At 35.2% G+C, this 14,717-nt stretch carries 17 protein-coding genes; 7 read left to right on the top strand and 10 right to left on the bottom strand.

Annotated features, from left to right (window positions below):
* From pyrR to IEV85_RS17600, 3 genes are read right to left on the bottom strand one after another with little or no spacing between them, the layout of a single operon-like run.
* A complete protein-coding gene (gene pyrR / locus IEV85_RS17610; protein WP_188465898.1) occupies positions 1-543 on the bottom strand; it encodes a bifunctional pyr operon transcriptional regulator/uracil phosphoribosyltransferase PyrR in 543 nt (180 codons plus the stop codon).
* 30 nt (positions 544-573) lie between these two features.
* A complete protein-coding gene (locus tag IEV85_RS17605; protein WP_188465896.1) occupies positions 574-2,094 on the bottom strand; it encodes a hypothetical protein in 1,521 nt (506 codons plus the stop codon).
* A gap of 4 nt (positions 2,095-2,098) precedes the next feature.
* Positions 2,099-2,503: an EVE domain-containing protein gene (locus IEV85_RS17600; protein ID WP_188465894.1), complete on the bottom strand. Its 405-nt coding sequence runs from the start codon at positions 2,501-2,503 to the stop codon at positions 2,099-2,101.
* 233 nt (positions 2,504-2,736) lie between these two features.
* On the opposite strand from IEV85_RS17600, the gene polX reads away from it, so the two are divergent.
* Both polX and IEV85_RS17590 read left to right on the top strand, forming a co-directional pair.
* Complete coding sequence (gene polX, locus IEV85_RS17595) at positions 2,737-4,449, top strand: DNA polymerase/3'-5' exonuclease PolX (RefSeq protein ID WP_188465892.1); 1,713 nt, start codon at positions 2,737-2,739, stop codon at positions 4,447-4,449.
* A 15-nt stretch (positions 4,450-4,464) separates the two neighbouring features.
* Complete coding sequence (locus IEV85_RS17590; protein WP_188465890.1) at positions 4,465-5,484, top strand: glycosyltransferase family 9 protein; 1,020 nt, start codon at positions 4,465-4,467, stop codon at positions 5,482-5,484.
* On the opposite strand, the gene IEV85_RS17585 is transcribed toward IEV85_RS17590, so the two are convergent.
* Positions 5,485-5,832, bottom strand: coding sequence for a YraN family protein (locus IEV85_RS17585; RefSeq protein WP_188465888.1), 348 nt, complete (start codon positions 5,830-5,832; stop codon positions 5,485-5,487).
* Positions 5,833-5,962: 130 nt separating this feature from the next.
* On the opposite strand from IEV85_RS17585, the gene lipB reads away from it, so the two are divergent.
* From lipB to IEV85_RS17570, 3 genes are read left to right on the top strand one after another with little or no spacing between them, the layout of a single operon-like run.
* A complete protein-coding gene (lipB, locus tag IEV85_RS17580) occupies positions 5,963-6,679 on the top strand; it encodes a lipoyl(octanoyl) transferase LipB (RefSeq protein WP_188465886.1) in 717 nt (238 codons plus the stop codon).
* Between the two features lie 56 nt (positions 6,680-6,735).
* Positions 6,736-7,137 (top strand): hypothetical protein, encoded by a 402-nt coding sequence (locus IEV85_RS17575; protein WP_188465884.1) that lies wholly within the window; start codon positions 6,736-6,738, stop codon positions 7,135-7,137.
* A 47-nt stretch (positions 7,138-7,184) separates the two neighbouring features.
* Complete coding sequence (locus IEV85_RS17570; protein WP_188465882.1) at positions 7,185-8,021, top strand: substrate-binding periplasmic protein; 837 nt, start codon at positions 7,185-7,187, stop codon at positions 8,019-8,021.
* Positions 8,022-8,073: 52 nt separating this feature from the next.
* Here IEV85_RS17570 and IEV85_RS17565 read toward each other — a convergent pair whose 3' ends face one another.
* The 3 genes from IEV85_RS17565 to IEV85_RS17555 form a co-directional block, all read right to left on the bottom strand.
* Entirely contained in the window at positions 8,074-8,493 is a 420-nt protein-coding gene (locus IEV85_RS17565) for a lipocalin-like domain-containing protein (RefSeq protein WP_188465880.1), read from the bottom strand.
* A gap of 142 nt (positions 8,494-8,635) precedes the next feature.
* The gene (locus IEV85_RS17560) at positions 8,636-9,526 is read right to left on the bottom strand and encodes an alpha/beta fold hydrolase (RefSeq protein WP_188465878.1); all 891 of its coding nucleotides are present in this window, start codon (positions 9,524-9,526) and stop codon (positions 8,636-8,638) included.
* A 229-nt stretch (positions 9,527-9,755) separates the two neighbouring features.
* Entirely contained in the window at positions 9,756-10,127 is a 372-nt protein-coding gene (locus tag IEV85_RS17555) for a DUF6249 domain-containing protein (protein ID WP_188465875.1), read from the bottom strand.
* A 161-nt stretch (positions 10,128-10,288) separates the two neighbouring features.
* On the opposite strand from IEV85_RS17555, the gene IEV85_RS17550 reads away from it, so the two are divergent.
* Together IEV85_RS17550 and IEV85_RS17545 are read left to right on the top strand one after the other, a co-directional pair.
* On the top strand, positions 10,289-10,861 hold the full coding sequence (locus IEV85_RS17550) for an RNA polymerase sigma factor (protein ID WP_188465872.1): 573 nt from the start codon (positions 10,289-10,291) through the stop codon (positions 10,859-10,861).
* A complete protein-coding gene (locus IEV85_RS17545; RefSeq protein WP_188465869.1) occupies positions 10,845-11,222 on the top strand; it encodes a hypothetical protein in 378 nt (125 codons plus the stop codon). Before IEV85_RS17550 ends, IEV85_RS17545 begins: the two co-directional genes overlap by 17 nt.
* 89 nt (positions 11,223-11,311) lie before the next feature.
* Here the strand turns inward: IEV85_RS17545 and IEV85_RS17540 are convergent, their stop codons facing one another.
* Genes IEV85_RS17540 through IEV85_RS17530 form a run of 3 tightly spaced genes read right to left on the bottom strand, consistent with a single transcriptional unit; the run spans position 11,312 to position 14,716 of the window.
* A complete protein-coding gene (locus IEV85_RS17540) occupies positions 11,312-12,004 on the bottom strand; it encodes an N-formylglutamate amidohydrolase (RefSeq protein ID WP_188465867.1) in 693 nt (230 codons plus the stop codon).
* Positions 12,004-13,236 carry a glutamate-cysteine ligase family protein gene (locus IEV85_RS17535; RefSeq protein WP_188465864.1) on the bottom strand — a complete coding sequence of 411 codons (1,233 nt, stop codon included), beginning with the start codon at positions 13,234-13,236 and terminating at the stop codon, positions 12,004-12,006. Before IEV85_RS17535 ends, IEV85_RS17540 begins: the two co-directional genes overlap by 1 nt.
* Before the next feature lie 13 nt (positions 13,237-13,249).
* A complete protein-coding gene (locus tag IEV85_RS17530; protein WP_188465861.1) occupies positions 13,250-14,716 on the bottom strand; it encodes a RimK family ATP-grasp domain-containing protein in 1,467 nt (488 codons plus the stop codon).
* Position 14,717: the final 1 nt, after the last annotated feature.

The raw sequence follows: 14,717 nt of genomic DNA, 5'->3' as shown, positions 1-14,717 counted from the left end.
TTACTCGTTTGTCACTAACCAAATTTTATCACTTTCCGCTCCCTGGTCTACCCACTCTACCAACACACGCTGAGATTTTAAAGTGTTAACCCTTTTACCTACATAATCCGGCTGAATGGGAAGGTCTCTGGTATATTTTCTGTCAATAAAAGTTAACAATTCTACCAATCGAGGTCTGCCAAAAGCAATCATAGCATCCAGTGCTGCCCTCACTGTACGACCAGTGAAAAGCACATCATCTATCAAAATCACTTTTTTATCCTCAATCAGAAATGGGATTTTTGTAGCATTGGCCTGAAGAGGGTTTTCTCTCCTCCGGAAGTCATCCCTGTAGAAAGTTGTATCCAGGTAACCGTTGTGAATTTTCTTTCCTAATCTTTCCTCTAACCGCTTTTGGATTTTGTTCGCAAGAAATATACCTCTTGGTTGTAATCCTATTAATACGGTGTCAGTGAAATCGTCATGATTCTCAATAAGCTCTTCTACCAGTCTGTTAATGGTAATTTGGAGGAGTTCAGTATCTAAGATCAGGCGCTTTTCCATATGCTGGGGCAAAGATATAAAACTACTTAATTATTTAACCACTATTTTATTGATAAAAAAGACTTTTCTATTGAGCTGAATATCGCTGTCCCGAAGATTTTTCACCCTGTTCACCCCATAGGCATAAAAATTGTTTCCATACCACTTTTCAAGACCTTCCAAATCTTCGCTATTGGCTTTCATTTCATCACTTTCATACATAAGTCTTAAGTCTTCTGTGAATTTTCCTTCTATAATTTCCTGCCCCTTAATTACTTTAACTTTTATTTGCTGATCGTACAGGTAAAGCATTACCATTTGTTCTTCAGAAAAGGCTACGTGTACATGTTTCTCTAATTGAAAACTTTTTAAATCGTTTATTTCAAAGCTGTTATCCCACAATAAATTACCATTATTGTCAAAGGCCATGAGTACAGCATGAGTATACTTGTAGCCATCAAATACCTGGGTGTTGCCTCTGGACATAAAGGGATCAGAGAAATTGTTGTATGGACTAAATCCGTAAGAGCCAGAAGAATAAGTAGGGTAGTAGGCTTCCCCTATTAATATGTTTTGGTTACGTTGCTTTATGATATCCTGAACATATAACCTATAGCTAAACTTCAATTTTTTACCTTTAATTTTCTTTCGTGCAATCCTTTTTTTTACCCGCATCTTCCTTTTTTCCTTCATATAATTAAAGAAGTTTTCAAGGTTGGCATAATTGTAATATTCTATATTTTCTTGCTCAGGGTCACTTAAATCAGCAATGAAAAGCCCCCTTGAAGTTTCCCTTCTTTTCTTGGTGGAGTAGGTTCCTGCTAATAAATCGCTACCATTACTACTATCTACTACTCTGCCGTTGGTAAGGCTAATGTCATCTTTTGCATTAATATCTTCTGTGAAAATTAGCTCACCTTGTGTGGTATAGGCTCGTATTGTGATGCCGTAAGATCTGTCATATCTTCTTTCACTGGTAATAATCCTTACCAGGTTGTCATCTGACTTGGTTACAATCTGCAAGAGGCTGCTTCTGTCATTATAAAATCCTGGCAACACTACTCCTCTCTCTGCCGAAAAGTTATACATCATTAAAACAGCGCGGGTATTGGCATTTCCTCCAAAAATTACCGCATCATTTTTCATTTCAAACTCTGTGAGATTAATAGGAACCAGGTTTTCGTAGAGGTAGGTTTTAAATACTAATTGATCTACCGAAAAAGTAATGAATAACAGATCTTCGGCATATTCCTCGCCTTCCTGAAAAAGCATTACAAATTTGCCGTTTTGGTAATCGTAACCCCTAAAAGAAAACTTGCTATCTATTATCACTTCTTGCATATTAACTTCTACAAGAGAAGTGTCTAACTGAATGATTTGCCATACTTTTTCTTTTCCCGTACTTTTAAGGGACATTTCTTTAAATATGAAAATACCGTTTTCCTCGGCAGAAACTATGAAATAAGGATCGTAGAAATCTTCTATCTCAATTTCATACCTGAGAGGCTGGGTAATCTGTGTATATGCATTGAAGCAGAAAAAGAGCAATAATAAAATGAATGAAATACGCATGTTTTTATTCGGATAATTCTAAAATCACATCAAACTCTTCTTTTTTTAAGGGCAGCACAGATAAACGGGATTGCTTGATAAGTGCAATATTTTGCAACCTGTCATCTCCTTTAATTTGTTCTAAACTTACCGGTTGAGAAAGTTTGTGTTTCGCTTGAATATCTATAGCTACCCATCTATTATCATCAGTAGTGGGATCAGGAAAATGTTCTTTTATCACTTCGCAAATACCCACTACTTCTTTTTGTTTAACACTATGATAAAACAAAACTAAGTCTCCATTCTTCATTTCTCGTAGGTTATTGCGGGCCTGGTAATTTCTTACACCGTCCCACATAGTTTTTTTATCCTTCAGTAAATCATCGAAAGAATATTTTTCAGGCTCCTGTTTTACTAACCAATAGTTCATTACTATATAATTTATAATCGGGCAAATGAAAAAATAGAGAATCTCAATCCTGCATAATCTACTTTTTAAATGAATTTTTCCCGGCTGATTTTTATCTGTTTATGACTAATTTTTGTTAATGTTATAAAAGTTACTCCAGAATTATTTTACAATTAAATAATTGAGAGGATATTATAGTTTACATACTTAGCTTTCACAATATATCTTTTAATTTTACAAAAAAGTAAATCATTTTGGAAAATAAATACATAATCAAATTAATAAAGAGTACTGCCAAGCTAATGGAATTGTTTGGAGAAAACGATTTTAAAATAAAAAGCTATAATTCAGCAGTATTCAACCTTGAGAAAACGGAGAAGAGGCTTGCAGACTTATCCTTGGATCAGCTGGAAGAAATAGAAGGAGTGGGGAAAAGTATCGCAAAGATAATTGATGAGATTAACAGAACTCAAAGTCTGGGGTATTATGAGGAAATGCTATCGAAAACTCCTGCAGGTATTCTGGAAATGATGAAATTGAGTGGTTTTGGCCCCAAGAAAATTAAGCTCATTTGGGAACAACTGAAAATAGAAACGCTTGAGGACTTGATTACTGCATGCGAAGCCAATAAAGTGGCTGCACTAAAGGGTTTTGGAGATAAAACTCAGGAAAAGCTAAAGGAATCTGCTTCTTTCTTAATTCAAAACAGGTATTATTTGCATTACAGAGAGGCAGAGAAATTAGGTAAAATCTTGGTGGAGGATATTCAAGGTCTCAGTGATAACATAAAAGTTTCCTTAACCGGAGAAGTGAGGAGAAAGATGGAGGTGATTAAACCGGTAGAATTACTTGTGGCTACCACTGAGGTGGCAAAATTAAGAGATTATTTGAGGGATGCTGAAGAGTTAGAGTTTCTGGAGAAACAATCCGGTCCGAGAAACCTGAAAGCTATTCATTTGTCTTCCGGAGCCGAAATCTCCATTCATTTATGCAAACCTGAGCAATTTGTAAACGAATTGTTTAGAACCACGGCCAGTCCGCTTCATTTATCTTATGCGCTTGAAGGTAATCAGAGCTTTACGCAACTCTTAAAGGAGAAGAATTATGATTCTGAAGAAGCAATATACAGTGCTGCAGAACTTCCTTTTATAGCACCTGAACTGAGGGAAGGTCTGTGGGAATTTGATTGGGCCAAGAGTAAGAAAATGCCTGAGCTATTAGAAGTCTCTGAATTAAAGGGGGTTCTGCACAATCACAGTACCTACAGTGATGGTGCACATTCTTTAGAAGCTATGGCTCAATATTGCAAGGAATTAGGCTATGAATACCTGGGAATTAGCGATCACAGTAAAACGGCTGCGTATGCTAATGGATTGCAGGAATTCCGGATAAAAGAACAGCATAAAGAAATAGACCTTTTAAATGAAAAAATGGGAGATTTCAGGATATTTAAAGGCATTGAATCTGATATTTTAGGTGATGGATCTCTCGATTATTCCGATGATGTGTTAGCTAGTTTCGATTTTATTGTGGCTTCTATTCATTCTCAACTCAATATGGATGAAAAAACCGCTACAAACAGGTTGATAAAAGCCATTGCTAATCCTTTTACCACCATTTTGGGGCATCCTACGGGTAGGCTTTTATTACAAAGGCAGGCTTATCCTATCAATCATAAAGCTGTTATTGATGCCTGCGCAGAGTATGGTGTTGTAATTGAAATTAATGCGCACCCTTACAGGTTAGATTTAGATTGGAGGCATGTGCATTATGCTTTGGAAAAAGGAGTGATGATTTCAGTAAACCCTGATGCGCACGAGAAAGCAGGCTATCATGATATGTATTTTGGTGTATGTGTTGGTAGAAAGGCCGGCTTAACAGCTGAACAAACTATCAATGCATTAAGCCGGTCTGAAATTGAAAAGTATTTCGAAAAAAGAAAACAACAGGCCCTGTCAAAAGCTTAACCTTAAAAGATTATTTTGAAAAATATAAAGAAAGTACTCATTATTAGGTTTTCCTCAATCGGAGATATAGTGCTTACTACTCCTGTAATTAGGGCTATAAAATTGCAATTGCCGGATGTTGAAGTGCACTATTGCACAAAAAAGCAATTTGCTGATATATTACACAATAACCCTTATGTTGATAAAGTACATACACTTGAAAACTCACTTTCAGATTTAGTCAGTAGTTTAAAGGATGAAGCGTTTGATTTTATAGTGGATTTACATAATAACCTGCGCACCAAGATGATTAAATCGCGGCTGGGAGTTTCTTCAAAAACATTTAATAAGCTGAATTGGGAGAAATGGCTCATGGTAAATGCGAAAGTAAACAAGCTTCCCAATGTGCATATTGTCGACAGGTATATGGAAGCAGCAGCCCCATTAGGTGTTAAAACAGATGGTTTTGGGCTTGATTATTTCATACCTGAAAAAGATGAAGTGGAAAATAGCTGGCTTCCTGAAACCCATCAGAAAGAGTATGTAGCCTATGTAATTGGTGCGCAGCATAATACTAAAAAGCTTCCTTTGAAGCGGATGATTGAATTGTGCGATAAAATAAATAAGCCGATAGTTTTGGTGGGTGGTCCTGATGATGCTGCAACTGCAGAAGAAATAGTTAAGTTTTTCGAACGTACAGAAAAGTCTGCTCCCTATGAAGAAAAACTGTTCGAGATGAATAAGAAAGCTCATATATTCAATGCCTGCGGGAAGTTTAACCTTAACCAGTCTGCTTCCCTGGTGAAAAATGCCACTTATGTTTTTTCTCATGATACAGGTTTAATGCATATAGCAGCAGCCTTCAAGAAAAATATATTTAGCATATGGGGAAATACCATTCCAATGTTTGGCATGTATCCTTATAAAACAAAATTTACTGTACTGGAAAATAATAAAATAAACTGCAGGCCTTGTTCAAAAATAGGTTACCAAAAGTGTCCGAAAGGGCATTTTAACTGTATGAACAAGATTGTTTTTGATTTTTGGTTGCCTTAATTAATAGAAAGCATCTTCAATATGTAAAAAATTATCAGGATGTTTCAGGTCGATGCTTAAAATATCAAAGCGTATGTCCTTTTGCCAGTTGATAGCATAAATATAATCTTCAGCAGCTTCAATTACTTTTTCTATTTTGTGGTTGTTTACTCTGTCTTCCGGATGGCCAAACCGAGTGGAGTTAAGTGCTTTTACCTCGATAAAAACAAGCAAATCTGAGAATAGACAGATGAGGTCTATTTCTGATCTTTTATAGCGGTAATTGCGTTCAAGTATTTCATAGCCCTTTTTAGTAAGTATTTTTGCAGCTATGTCTTCTCCTAAATCGCCAGTTTTCTTTGTGCTCAAAGGTTATGAATTTTTCAAGTATTATATTTGTCAGAAGTTATTAAATATAAATTATCTAAAAAAACGAATAGCACTATTTAGGTGTTAGTGATCCGTTACTTTAATAAAACGATTTTATAAATATCAATCAGTGAATAATATCATCAATAAAAAAACAAAATTTATTTCATTAGGTGAACTGGATTACCAGAAGGCGTGGGATTATCAGGAGGAGCTTTTTAAAAGTACTATAGATATAAAAACTGCCAATAGAAAACTTGAAAAAGATGATGTTACTCCTAATTACCTTATATTCCTGGAGCACCCTCATGTTTATACTTTAGGAAAAAGTGGAGACGAAGCAAATCTTCTATTGGATCAGCAGGGCTTAAAAGAAAAGAATGCTACTTACTATAAAATTAACAGAGGTGGCGACATAACTTACCATGGTCCAGGGCAGATAGTGGGTTATCCTATTTTGGATTTAGATAATTTTTTTACGGATATCCATAAATACTTGCGCCTTTTGGAGGAAGCAGTTATTTTAACATTAAAAGAATATAAGATCGAGGCAGGCAGAATTCCCGGCCTTACGGGAGTGTGGATAGATTTTGAGGAAGGAGCTAAGAATCCGAGGAAAATATGCGCATTAGGAGTAAAATCAAGCAGGTGGGTGACTATGCATGGTTTTGCATTTAATGTAAATACTGACCTGACGTATTTTAAAAATATTATTCCATGTGGAATTGATGATAAAGCAGTTACCTCTATGGAGTTTGAGCTGGGTCAAAAACAAAATATTAAAGAAGTATCTAATAAGCTGAAGAGCCACATTGCCACATTGTTTGGGATGGAATTATTTGAATAAACTAGCTTCATCTTATATAATTGACTCATCGGATTGATTGAATAAAAGTAGATAAAATGAAAAAAGATATTGATTTTTCACCTGTTACTGGTGTAGAAATGGTGATTGCTAAAACTTCTGAAGAAGCAAATGAGCAGTGGGATGTATACCTGATCAATAAAAATTTAATTGAGTTGGAAACTGTAATGGTTACTTCAAAGGGTTATGGTAATTTAAATGGAGAGCAGAAAAAAACTTCTACTCTACGACATGTCATCCAGAAATTAGAAGAACAAAGCTTTGCGCGCATTGAACCAATTGATCCTGAGGTTTTTAAATTAAATAACGAATATTGGGTAAGCTACTATATCTTAAACCAGATATTTGATAAAAAATTTGTATTTGTACCTGATTCAATCAAAAAAGAAAACCTGCAATATATTCCTGAACTGGATCTTATGGGGATTAGACATGCTTAATGTAAGCTAATTATTCTATATATTGTACTGATTAAACTTTTATAGTTATGCGTACTACAATTTTTATTATTCTAGGATTATTTATTTTTTCAAATGCTGAAGCCCAAAATCTGAAAGGTGAAAGCTGGCAACAGGTAAAATCCAAAGGAGCAGGAACTCTTTCTGCCATCTATTATTCTACCCCAGGGTTGGTTTATAAAGAAGGGGGAATAATGAAGGGTGTATGTATAGATATAATGGAGGAATTCAGAAAATTTGTTAAAGAAAAACATGGGGTAGATCTTAAATACAAGTTTCTGAAGCAAGAGCAGGTTTTTTCAAAATTTATAGATGGTGTAAAAACTTCAGAGAATGTTATGGGAGTATGTAATACCAGTATAACGAGTGACAGAAAGAAATTTCTAGGTTTTTCACCTCCTTATATGAACAACCCTTCTGTATTACTATCCAACAGTGAAGCTCCCATTATAAAAGACCTTAACGAGCTTTCAACCACTTTCGCTGATTACAAGGCTATAATAATAAAAGGCTCTACTCATGAAAAGTTTATTAATAAAATAAAAGATCAATACTATCCTTCTCTTACAATTGAATTAGTTAACTCGGGAGTTGAAGTAACCAACAAATTAAAAAGTAGTACCAGCTATTTTACCCTAATAGATTTCACAGAGTATTATGATGCCGTGAAAAGGCGTTTAGACATTAAAAGGCACAATGTTCCTTTAGAAGAGTTAGAAGATCAATTAGGCTTTATTTTTCCTAAAAACTCTGATTGGGTAGCAGTTTGGAATGAGTTTTTAACCCCGGAATTTAAAACAAGTGTTGCCTATAAGAAAATTGTAGCCGACAATCTTGGGACTTCTTTTGTGAATTTGATTAAATAATATCAAAGAAAATGATGCTGGAAAAATTTCAGCACCACCTCTTTCTTGCTTCTTAATCTGCTTTTTTCAATACTATAGTTTGAACATTCCCTTCTCCATCAGTTGATTTCCATAACTGTTTGGAACGCTTACTTTCTATTATAATCCACGATTTTGTAGTAATTGAATCGCCATTTTGTGCAGGTTTTATAGTTATATAATCATCTCCTACATAATATGTAAAGCTGCGTTTATCCTTTTGCCTGTTCCCGAAAATTTTGTACTCCAGGTCATTTGCTCCCGTACCATTTTTGTTAAACTCAATTTTCCCTGCATTTACAGCGCTGGAAGAACTTCCATCAACACCATTTTCTGAGTACTCTGTAATATTCCAGGTTCCTGTTATTTTTCTTTGCAGAGAGCAACTGCTTAAAAAGAGAAAAGCCAACAAGGTTGTAAATAATAAAGATTTCATTCGTAGTATAATTTCCATAGGTCATTATTTATTTCTTGCTATAATGTACGAGAATATAAATTTATAGATTTTCTAAATACGGTGTAATCTGGAATTGGTATTTTAAGAATTGAATTTTTAGCATATAGGATCAAAAGGTGCTGTGTAGCCAATCAATTAATTAATAGTGCTTTTTTAACCATTGTAACACTTCCTGAAAGTGATCAATTGGAGCATCAGGATGGGTTAATAAATTTATGTGGTTGTAGTTGTGCTTATGTCCATACTTTTTGCCAATTACCTGGAAATGATGATCCTCCTGATTGCCAATTTCCACCATCAATCTCTTTACATCTTTAGGGTGACCGGAATGTGTGTCTTTAGCTCCTGTTAAATGTAATGTGGGAGCAATTTTTTGCTTTTGAAGCGCTTCTGCATAATTAAAACCATCAAAAGAATCTATCCACTCATCAGAATATACCCAATTATTCACCTGAAGGTAAAAATGCTTGGCCTCATTATCACTGCCAATATTGTATTTGGTAGCTGGTAAATACCCATGCTTATGCACAAGGTAAGTACCCATTTTGTTCCATAACAAGTCAATGTTAAACCATCGGTAAATGTTTTGGACTTTTACATCTCTTTTTGAGCCGAAGAAAGCCTGGGCTTTCAAGTTTTCATGTTTAAATCTGGCCAGGTAACTCAAAATAATTACGCCTCCCCAACTGTGTGCCATCATGTATTCAGGTTTTTTGCCAGTTTTTTGATTTATATAATCCATAAAGGCAGGCATATCCTCCATAATGGCTTCTTTTTGTCCAAAATCCGATTCGGGGCTAATATTTGGGGTACTTTTACCTTTTCCTCTAAGGTCAGCGACAAATACATCGTATCCATTTTGTGCTAAAAATGGTGCCAGGCCTTTACCTGACTTAGAATAAAAAATCCTTCCATCCTCTATGCTGCCGTGGAGTAAAAATATGCTTGCTTTTGCATCGGGTGTAAAGAATCTTCTTAAGTGTAAATTATACCCCTCCTTCTCTATAAAATGACTTTCTGAAGTAATCATTTCTAAAGATATTAAAAAAGTAGTAGGCATGCATAATAAATTGTTGAAGATTTTCACACATATGATCTTTTGCTAATTCTGCGTGAGGAAGTAAAAAATTAATGAAGCTTGGCGGGATTATTTATTTAAAAAAAAAATATCCTTCTCGGTTAGGAGAAGGATAGTGTGATGGGCTTTTTAATAACAAATCAGGTTTTTTCTGATTTACAAAGCATAAAGTACCTTTAAATTATTGAGGTTTTTCTTCATCTTTTTTATCCAGCCATCTAAGCAACAGAAAGGAAGTCATTAAGCCTAGCCCACCAAAGAAGAAAATACCAGCTATATAGGCAGGCTCATTATGATGGTTTAATGCTAAAGTATAATCCAGAATAAATGCAAATATTACACCTAAACCTATACCCATAGTCATTAAGCCAATTACTAAAGCAATGCTATAAGCAGGGTGCCTCTTACGCTTGCTGGGAGGAGCCTGAAAAAGAGAAACATCAGCCCCAGCTTCAATGAGGGCTAAGCGTTCTTTATTGCGTGTGTATAAAAAATAATAGCTGATGCCAAAAATTGTGGCGAAAAGACTAATGAAGGTAATAACTGCTTCCATTTTAGATAAGTTTAATGTTTAAATTTGTTTGATATGGTTTAGACAGGCGGAATTTTAAACCGGTTACAATTTCTAAAAAAAAAAAATAATGAATCTCATTTCTGAAGAATTTGTAACCGATGGGCTTTTAGTATTGTCTAAAGTAAAGCAACCCTAAGTATATGGAGGAAGATAGTATTCTCACAATTATTCAGAAAGTAAAAAAGGGGGATATTGCTTGCTTCAACGAATTAATAATAAATTTTGAAAAGCAGGTTTTTTCCCTTGCACTGCGTATTGTTAAAAATCATGAGGATGCAGAAGAGGTAGCCCAGGATAGTTTTGTAAAAGCTTACCAAAGAATTCGTACCTTCAGGGAGAATGCAAAGTTCAGTACATGGTTGTACCGAATAACTTATAATAATGCATTAAATAAAATTTCAGCTAATCGGAGAATTTTCCTTCAGGATGAGATTCATGAAAATTCTTTAGGAGAATCTTCAAAAGATGAAAGCATGAGCTTACTTAGAGATAAGGAACGGAGGGATCATATTAAGCAAGCCATGATTAATCTTAAACCGCAGGAAAGTATGCTCATCACTTTATACTATCAGAATGAGTGTAGTTTACAGGAAATAGAGGATATTACAGGAATAAATAAAAATTCTGTAAAGGTTCAGTTGCACAGGGCGCGAAGGCGTTTAGCAGAAGAGCTTAAGCTTTTATTAAATAACGAAATTGAAAGTTTACAATAATATGGAGGAGCAGGAAATAAAAAGAATGTTGAAAGATACGGAAGAGGGGCCGTCTTACGGATTTTCTCAGAAAACAATGCGAAAAATTATGCAATTGGAAGCTGGAAAATCTGTTTTTGGAGTGAAAGGACATAAATCCAAAATCGCAATAATCACCCCTCTTATTTTAGCGGTTTTAATGCTTGGTAGTCTGTTGCTTTTAGATCCTCAATTTGAAGCTTTTAATAAAACTCATATCTGGTTTACTAAATTGCAATCATTGATAGTTGTCAATTACTTTTGGCTATCTTCCGCACTATTAATTGTTATAGGGTTTTGGAGCTGGATTTTATGGGAGAAGAGGCTACAAAAAAAGACCTGAAGCATTGCTAAAAGTATCATGTGTTTTTTTTGACCTTGGTTCAGATGTATAACTGGTTAAAGGATAGGGAATGAACTTCTCGCTCTGAATCAACCAATTGTTTTATCGAATTTAAAATTTGGGATTACCTGGTTAGTAATATGAGATGTGGTGTAGCAGTCGAACAATTTATTGTTAATTTCCAACTCCAATCCTGCATAATTTTCTAGGAATAGCTTTCGGAAATAGCTGGTAAGGCCATCATCAATCCCTAAATAGGGGTAATTCATTTTTACACGCCAGGTATCGCTTTTCTTTTGAATATGCTTTTGCCATTTAAGCGCATATGCTGATTCCAAGGTTCTGTCAGGGTCATATAATATACCAATCTCCGTTTTCCTTGTCTCTCCATTCAGTACAGGGGTAAAACTGTGTATTGAAAGGTGAATTATCGTATGTCCCTGCGAAATGTTTTCGCTAATGAACTTCTCCAATTTATTTCTGTAGGGCAGATAATACTTTTTTATAATTTTATCTTTTTCTTTATCAGAAAAATCCTTACTTATCAAAGAAAATAATTCAGGATGTTGAAGGGTTCGGTTACATTCAATTAGCAACCTACTAATTTCACTATAATAAATAGGGTAATGAAGTCTTTTAGAAATGAGTAAGGCGCTAGCCAGTGCGCCTTTATCCCATCCTCTGTGTGATTGCAATAACTGAGTATGTGCTGCAAAATCAGCTGCGTAAGCGGTAGGAATTTGATTGCCCCCATGCTCACAGGTAATTAAATATTTATACATTATCTCACATGATAAATCATGTTCTGCTCAAGGCATTCTGCTAGTCTGTGGTATTCTTTCAGGATATTTTCCTCGCTGATAGCACTTTTAGATAAATTCTTAATAATTCTTTCTGATAGGTTGCCATTTTCCAGAATGTAATGGATAATTCCTTCGCTATCCTCAGAAAGATACATTTGTGCAATTAGCTTTTTCCATAATTCTTTAATGGTAATCGGTTTGCTAATGGAACCGTCAAACAATTTTAGGTAATCCAAATTGTCAATAATTGTTTCAGCACCTTGCTCAAGAGCTCCTCTGTAAATCGGGTACAACTCTTCTTCTGAAATAGCCTTAAAACCTGGAACCTTTTCTATTAATACTTTTAAAGAATGAACAATTAATTCCGCAATGGCTAAATCAGCTTTAGGGCATTCCTGCAAGTCAATTATTCTTATTTCAATGGCATTTCTATCAAACCTTGTGATAGCACCTCGTGAGTTGAGCCATTCTTCCTGAAGTGTCCCCTCCTTGTCATAAGGAGCAATAGCATCGTAAGCCTTCTGAAGAATATTCTTCTCATACTCTGCTTTATCTTTAACAGACTCAGGTATTACCCTACCTGTTATTTCAGGCACTCTTTTTTGGTTTTCCTCATAAAAGGCCAATCTGTTATCCAGAAACTTTCCCTTTTTGCCTTCATAAAGAGGCGAGGAAGCCGTAATTGCAGGGATTAATGGCATTAAATGCCTGATAGCCTCGTGTAATTGATGAAATTCTTCATCATTTCCGAAAGGGAAATTAATATGCATACTCTGCAGATTACCCCAACCGTGGCCTTTGCAGTTAAAAATCTCATTGTACTTCTCATAGATCTTGTTTCTATGGTGCGGCCATAGTTTTAAATCTGTAAGCGGATTCAGCAAAGGGTGCATCGCAGTGGGTAATAGGCAGGCGTTGTATGGCTGAAGAATGCTATTGATCTCTTTAACATTTTCATGCATTTTGTCAGCCAGGCCGAATGTATTTATTGCCGGGGTAGTAGTTTTTAATTCTATCACATGTAAAACCAGTTCGTTTGACCAGCTAATGGGGCCGTTGCTGATTTCATCAGTGATTATACCATTTTTATTGATGATCACCTGATCTGTTATTGGTTGTGGAGCCAAGGTGTTTTTATCCACAATCATGTATTCAAGTTCAATTCCAATACACTCAAAAAGATGATATGTTTTGGCCGGTGTTGATTCCATTAACATATATTTATTATGATAACAATTGTTTTGATTTTTGTATTCTTTCTAAAAAGACATCCATCATTTTAAGATACAGTTTGTCTTTTAATATAGCATCCTCAATACCTGTATCGATATTGGGGTTGTCATTGATTTCAATTACGTAGAATTTTTGTCCTTTTTGTTTAATATCTACTCCATACAAACTATCTCCAATTAACTTGGAAAGTTTTTCAGCTATTTTTATGAGTGCCTGTGGTGCCATTTCAACAGGTAAAGTTTCCACTTTTCCATAGCTTCCACCACCTTCTTTGTTCCAGTTTACAATTTGCCAGTGTTGCTTACTCATATAATACTTACAGGCATAAATAGCTTCTCCATTGAATACACCCACTCTCCAGTCAAAATCTGTCTGAAGAAATTGCTGACCTATTATTAAATCCGATTTTTCCAGTAAAGAAGCTACCTTTTGCTGGTACTCTTCCATATTTTCTGCTTTGCTTACTCCCTGGCTAAACGCACTGTCGGGTTGTTTCAAAATAAGAGGAAAACCTAATACATCAGGAGCAAGGTTTACATTATCCTTATGAATAATAATAGTTTCCGGAGCTTCTATCTGGTGCATTTTTAACAGTTCAGCCAAATACACTTTGTTACTACATTTGATAATGCTTTCAGGGTCATCCACTACAATAAGTCCTTCTGCTTTAGCTCTCTGGGCAAACCTGAAAGTATGGTGGTTTACAGCCGTTGTTTCCCTGATAAAGAGCGCATCATACGATGAAAGCTCACTGTAATCATCTTTTGTAATTAATTCAGCCTGAATACCTTTTTGTGAGGCAGCTTTGATAAACTTTTGGAGCGTTTTTTCTGAGCTGGGGGCTGTTTTTTCCATAGGATCCCACAAAATAGCCATATCGTAACCAGTGGTATTTCTGGCAGGTACAGTAAACCTCTTGGCTTCAAAATATTTTTTTGCTGCCACTTCTACAAATTCTTTGTGCTCGGCAGGTACATCCCCTGCGGTAATTGGTGAAATACTTTGTAGCACCCATTTATCATTTGAATGGCTAAAGTGAGCTCTGATAAAAGGTGTTTGAAACAGGTTAAATAACTGAACACTTAAAGCATCATATTTTTTAGATAAATTTTTACCGAAATAAATGCTTAATGTGAATTTATCTGATTTAATATCCTTTAATGATTTCTGAATGAGTGTGTCAAGTTCTGTTGAAAGAATTTTGATGACAGCAGCTGACTTCATATCCTGAATGGTGGAGATGCTCGGTACTGCTTTATGTTTTCTGGCGGCTGCTAATAATGATACATAGTAGCCGGTACTTTGATATTTATAGTTTCTTGAGAGGTTAAAAACCCTTGCATTTTTAAGTTTTGAATATTGCACATCAGTAAGATATTGCTTACCCGTTATTACTTCAACACCTTCAATATTTAAATTCCAATCTTTAAGATTGGTCACAGTAATTATAATTCGCATT

It is taken from the genome of Marivirga lumbricoides (genome assembly GCF_014636295.1).
Classification (GTDB): domain Bacteria; phylum Bacteroidota; class Bacteroidia; order Cytophagales; family Cyclobacteriaceae; genus Marivirga; species Marivirga lumbricoides.
Note: the sequence above shows the minus strand (reverse complement) of the source record. Positions and strands in the feature narration are given on the sequence as shown.

Coding starts and splice junctions, on each gene's coding strand:
- IEV85_RS17575 (WP_188465884.1), top strand. CDS start 6,736: ATGAAAAAAGATATTGATTTTTCACCTGTTACTGGTGTAGAAATGGTG.
- IEV85_RS17565 (WP_188465880.1), bottom strand. CDS start 8,493: ATGGAAATTATACTACGAATGAAATCTTTATTATTTACAACCTTGTTG.
- pyrR (WP_188465898.1), bottom strand. CDS start 543: ATGGAAAAGCGCCTGATCTTAGATACTGAACTCCTCCAAATTACCATT.
- IEV85_RS17605 (WP_188465896.1), bottom strand. CDS start 2,094: ATGCGTATTTCATTCATTTTATTATTGCTCTTTTTCTGCTTCAATGCA.
- IEV85_RS17535 (WP_188465864.1), bottom strand. CDS start 13,236: ATGGAATCAACACCGGCCAAAACATATCATCTTTTTGAGTGTATTGGA.
- IEV85_RS17570 (WP_188465882.1), top strand. CDS start 7,185: ATGCGTACTACAATTTTTATTATTCTAGGATTATTTATTTTTTCAAAT.
- IEV85_RS17540 (WP_188465867.1), bottom strand. CDS start 12,004: ATGTATAAATATTTAATTACCTGTGAGCATGGGGGCAATCAAATTCCT.
- IEV85_RS17555 (WP_188465875.1), bottom strand. CDS start 10,127: ATGGAAGCAGTTATTACCTTCATTAGTCTTTTCGCCACAATTTTTGGC.
- IEV85_RS17600 (WP_188465894.1), bottom strand. CDS start 2,503: ATGAACTATTGGTTAGTAAAACAGGAGCCTGAAAAATATTCTTTCGAT.
- IEV85_RS17550 (WP_188465872.1), top strand. CDS start 10,289: ATGGAGGAAGATAGTATTCTCACAATTATTCAGAAAGTAAAAAAGGGG.
- IEV85_RS17560 (WP_188465878.1), bottom strand. CDS start 9,526: ATGATTACTTCAGAAAGTCATTTTATAGAGAAGGAGGGGTATAATTTA.
- IEV85_RS17530 (WP_188465861.1), bottom strand. CDS start 14,716: ATGCGAATTATAATTACTGTGACCAATCTTAAAGATTGGAATTTAAAT.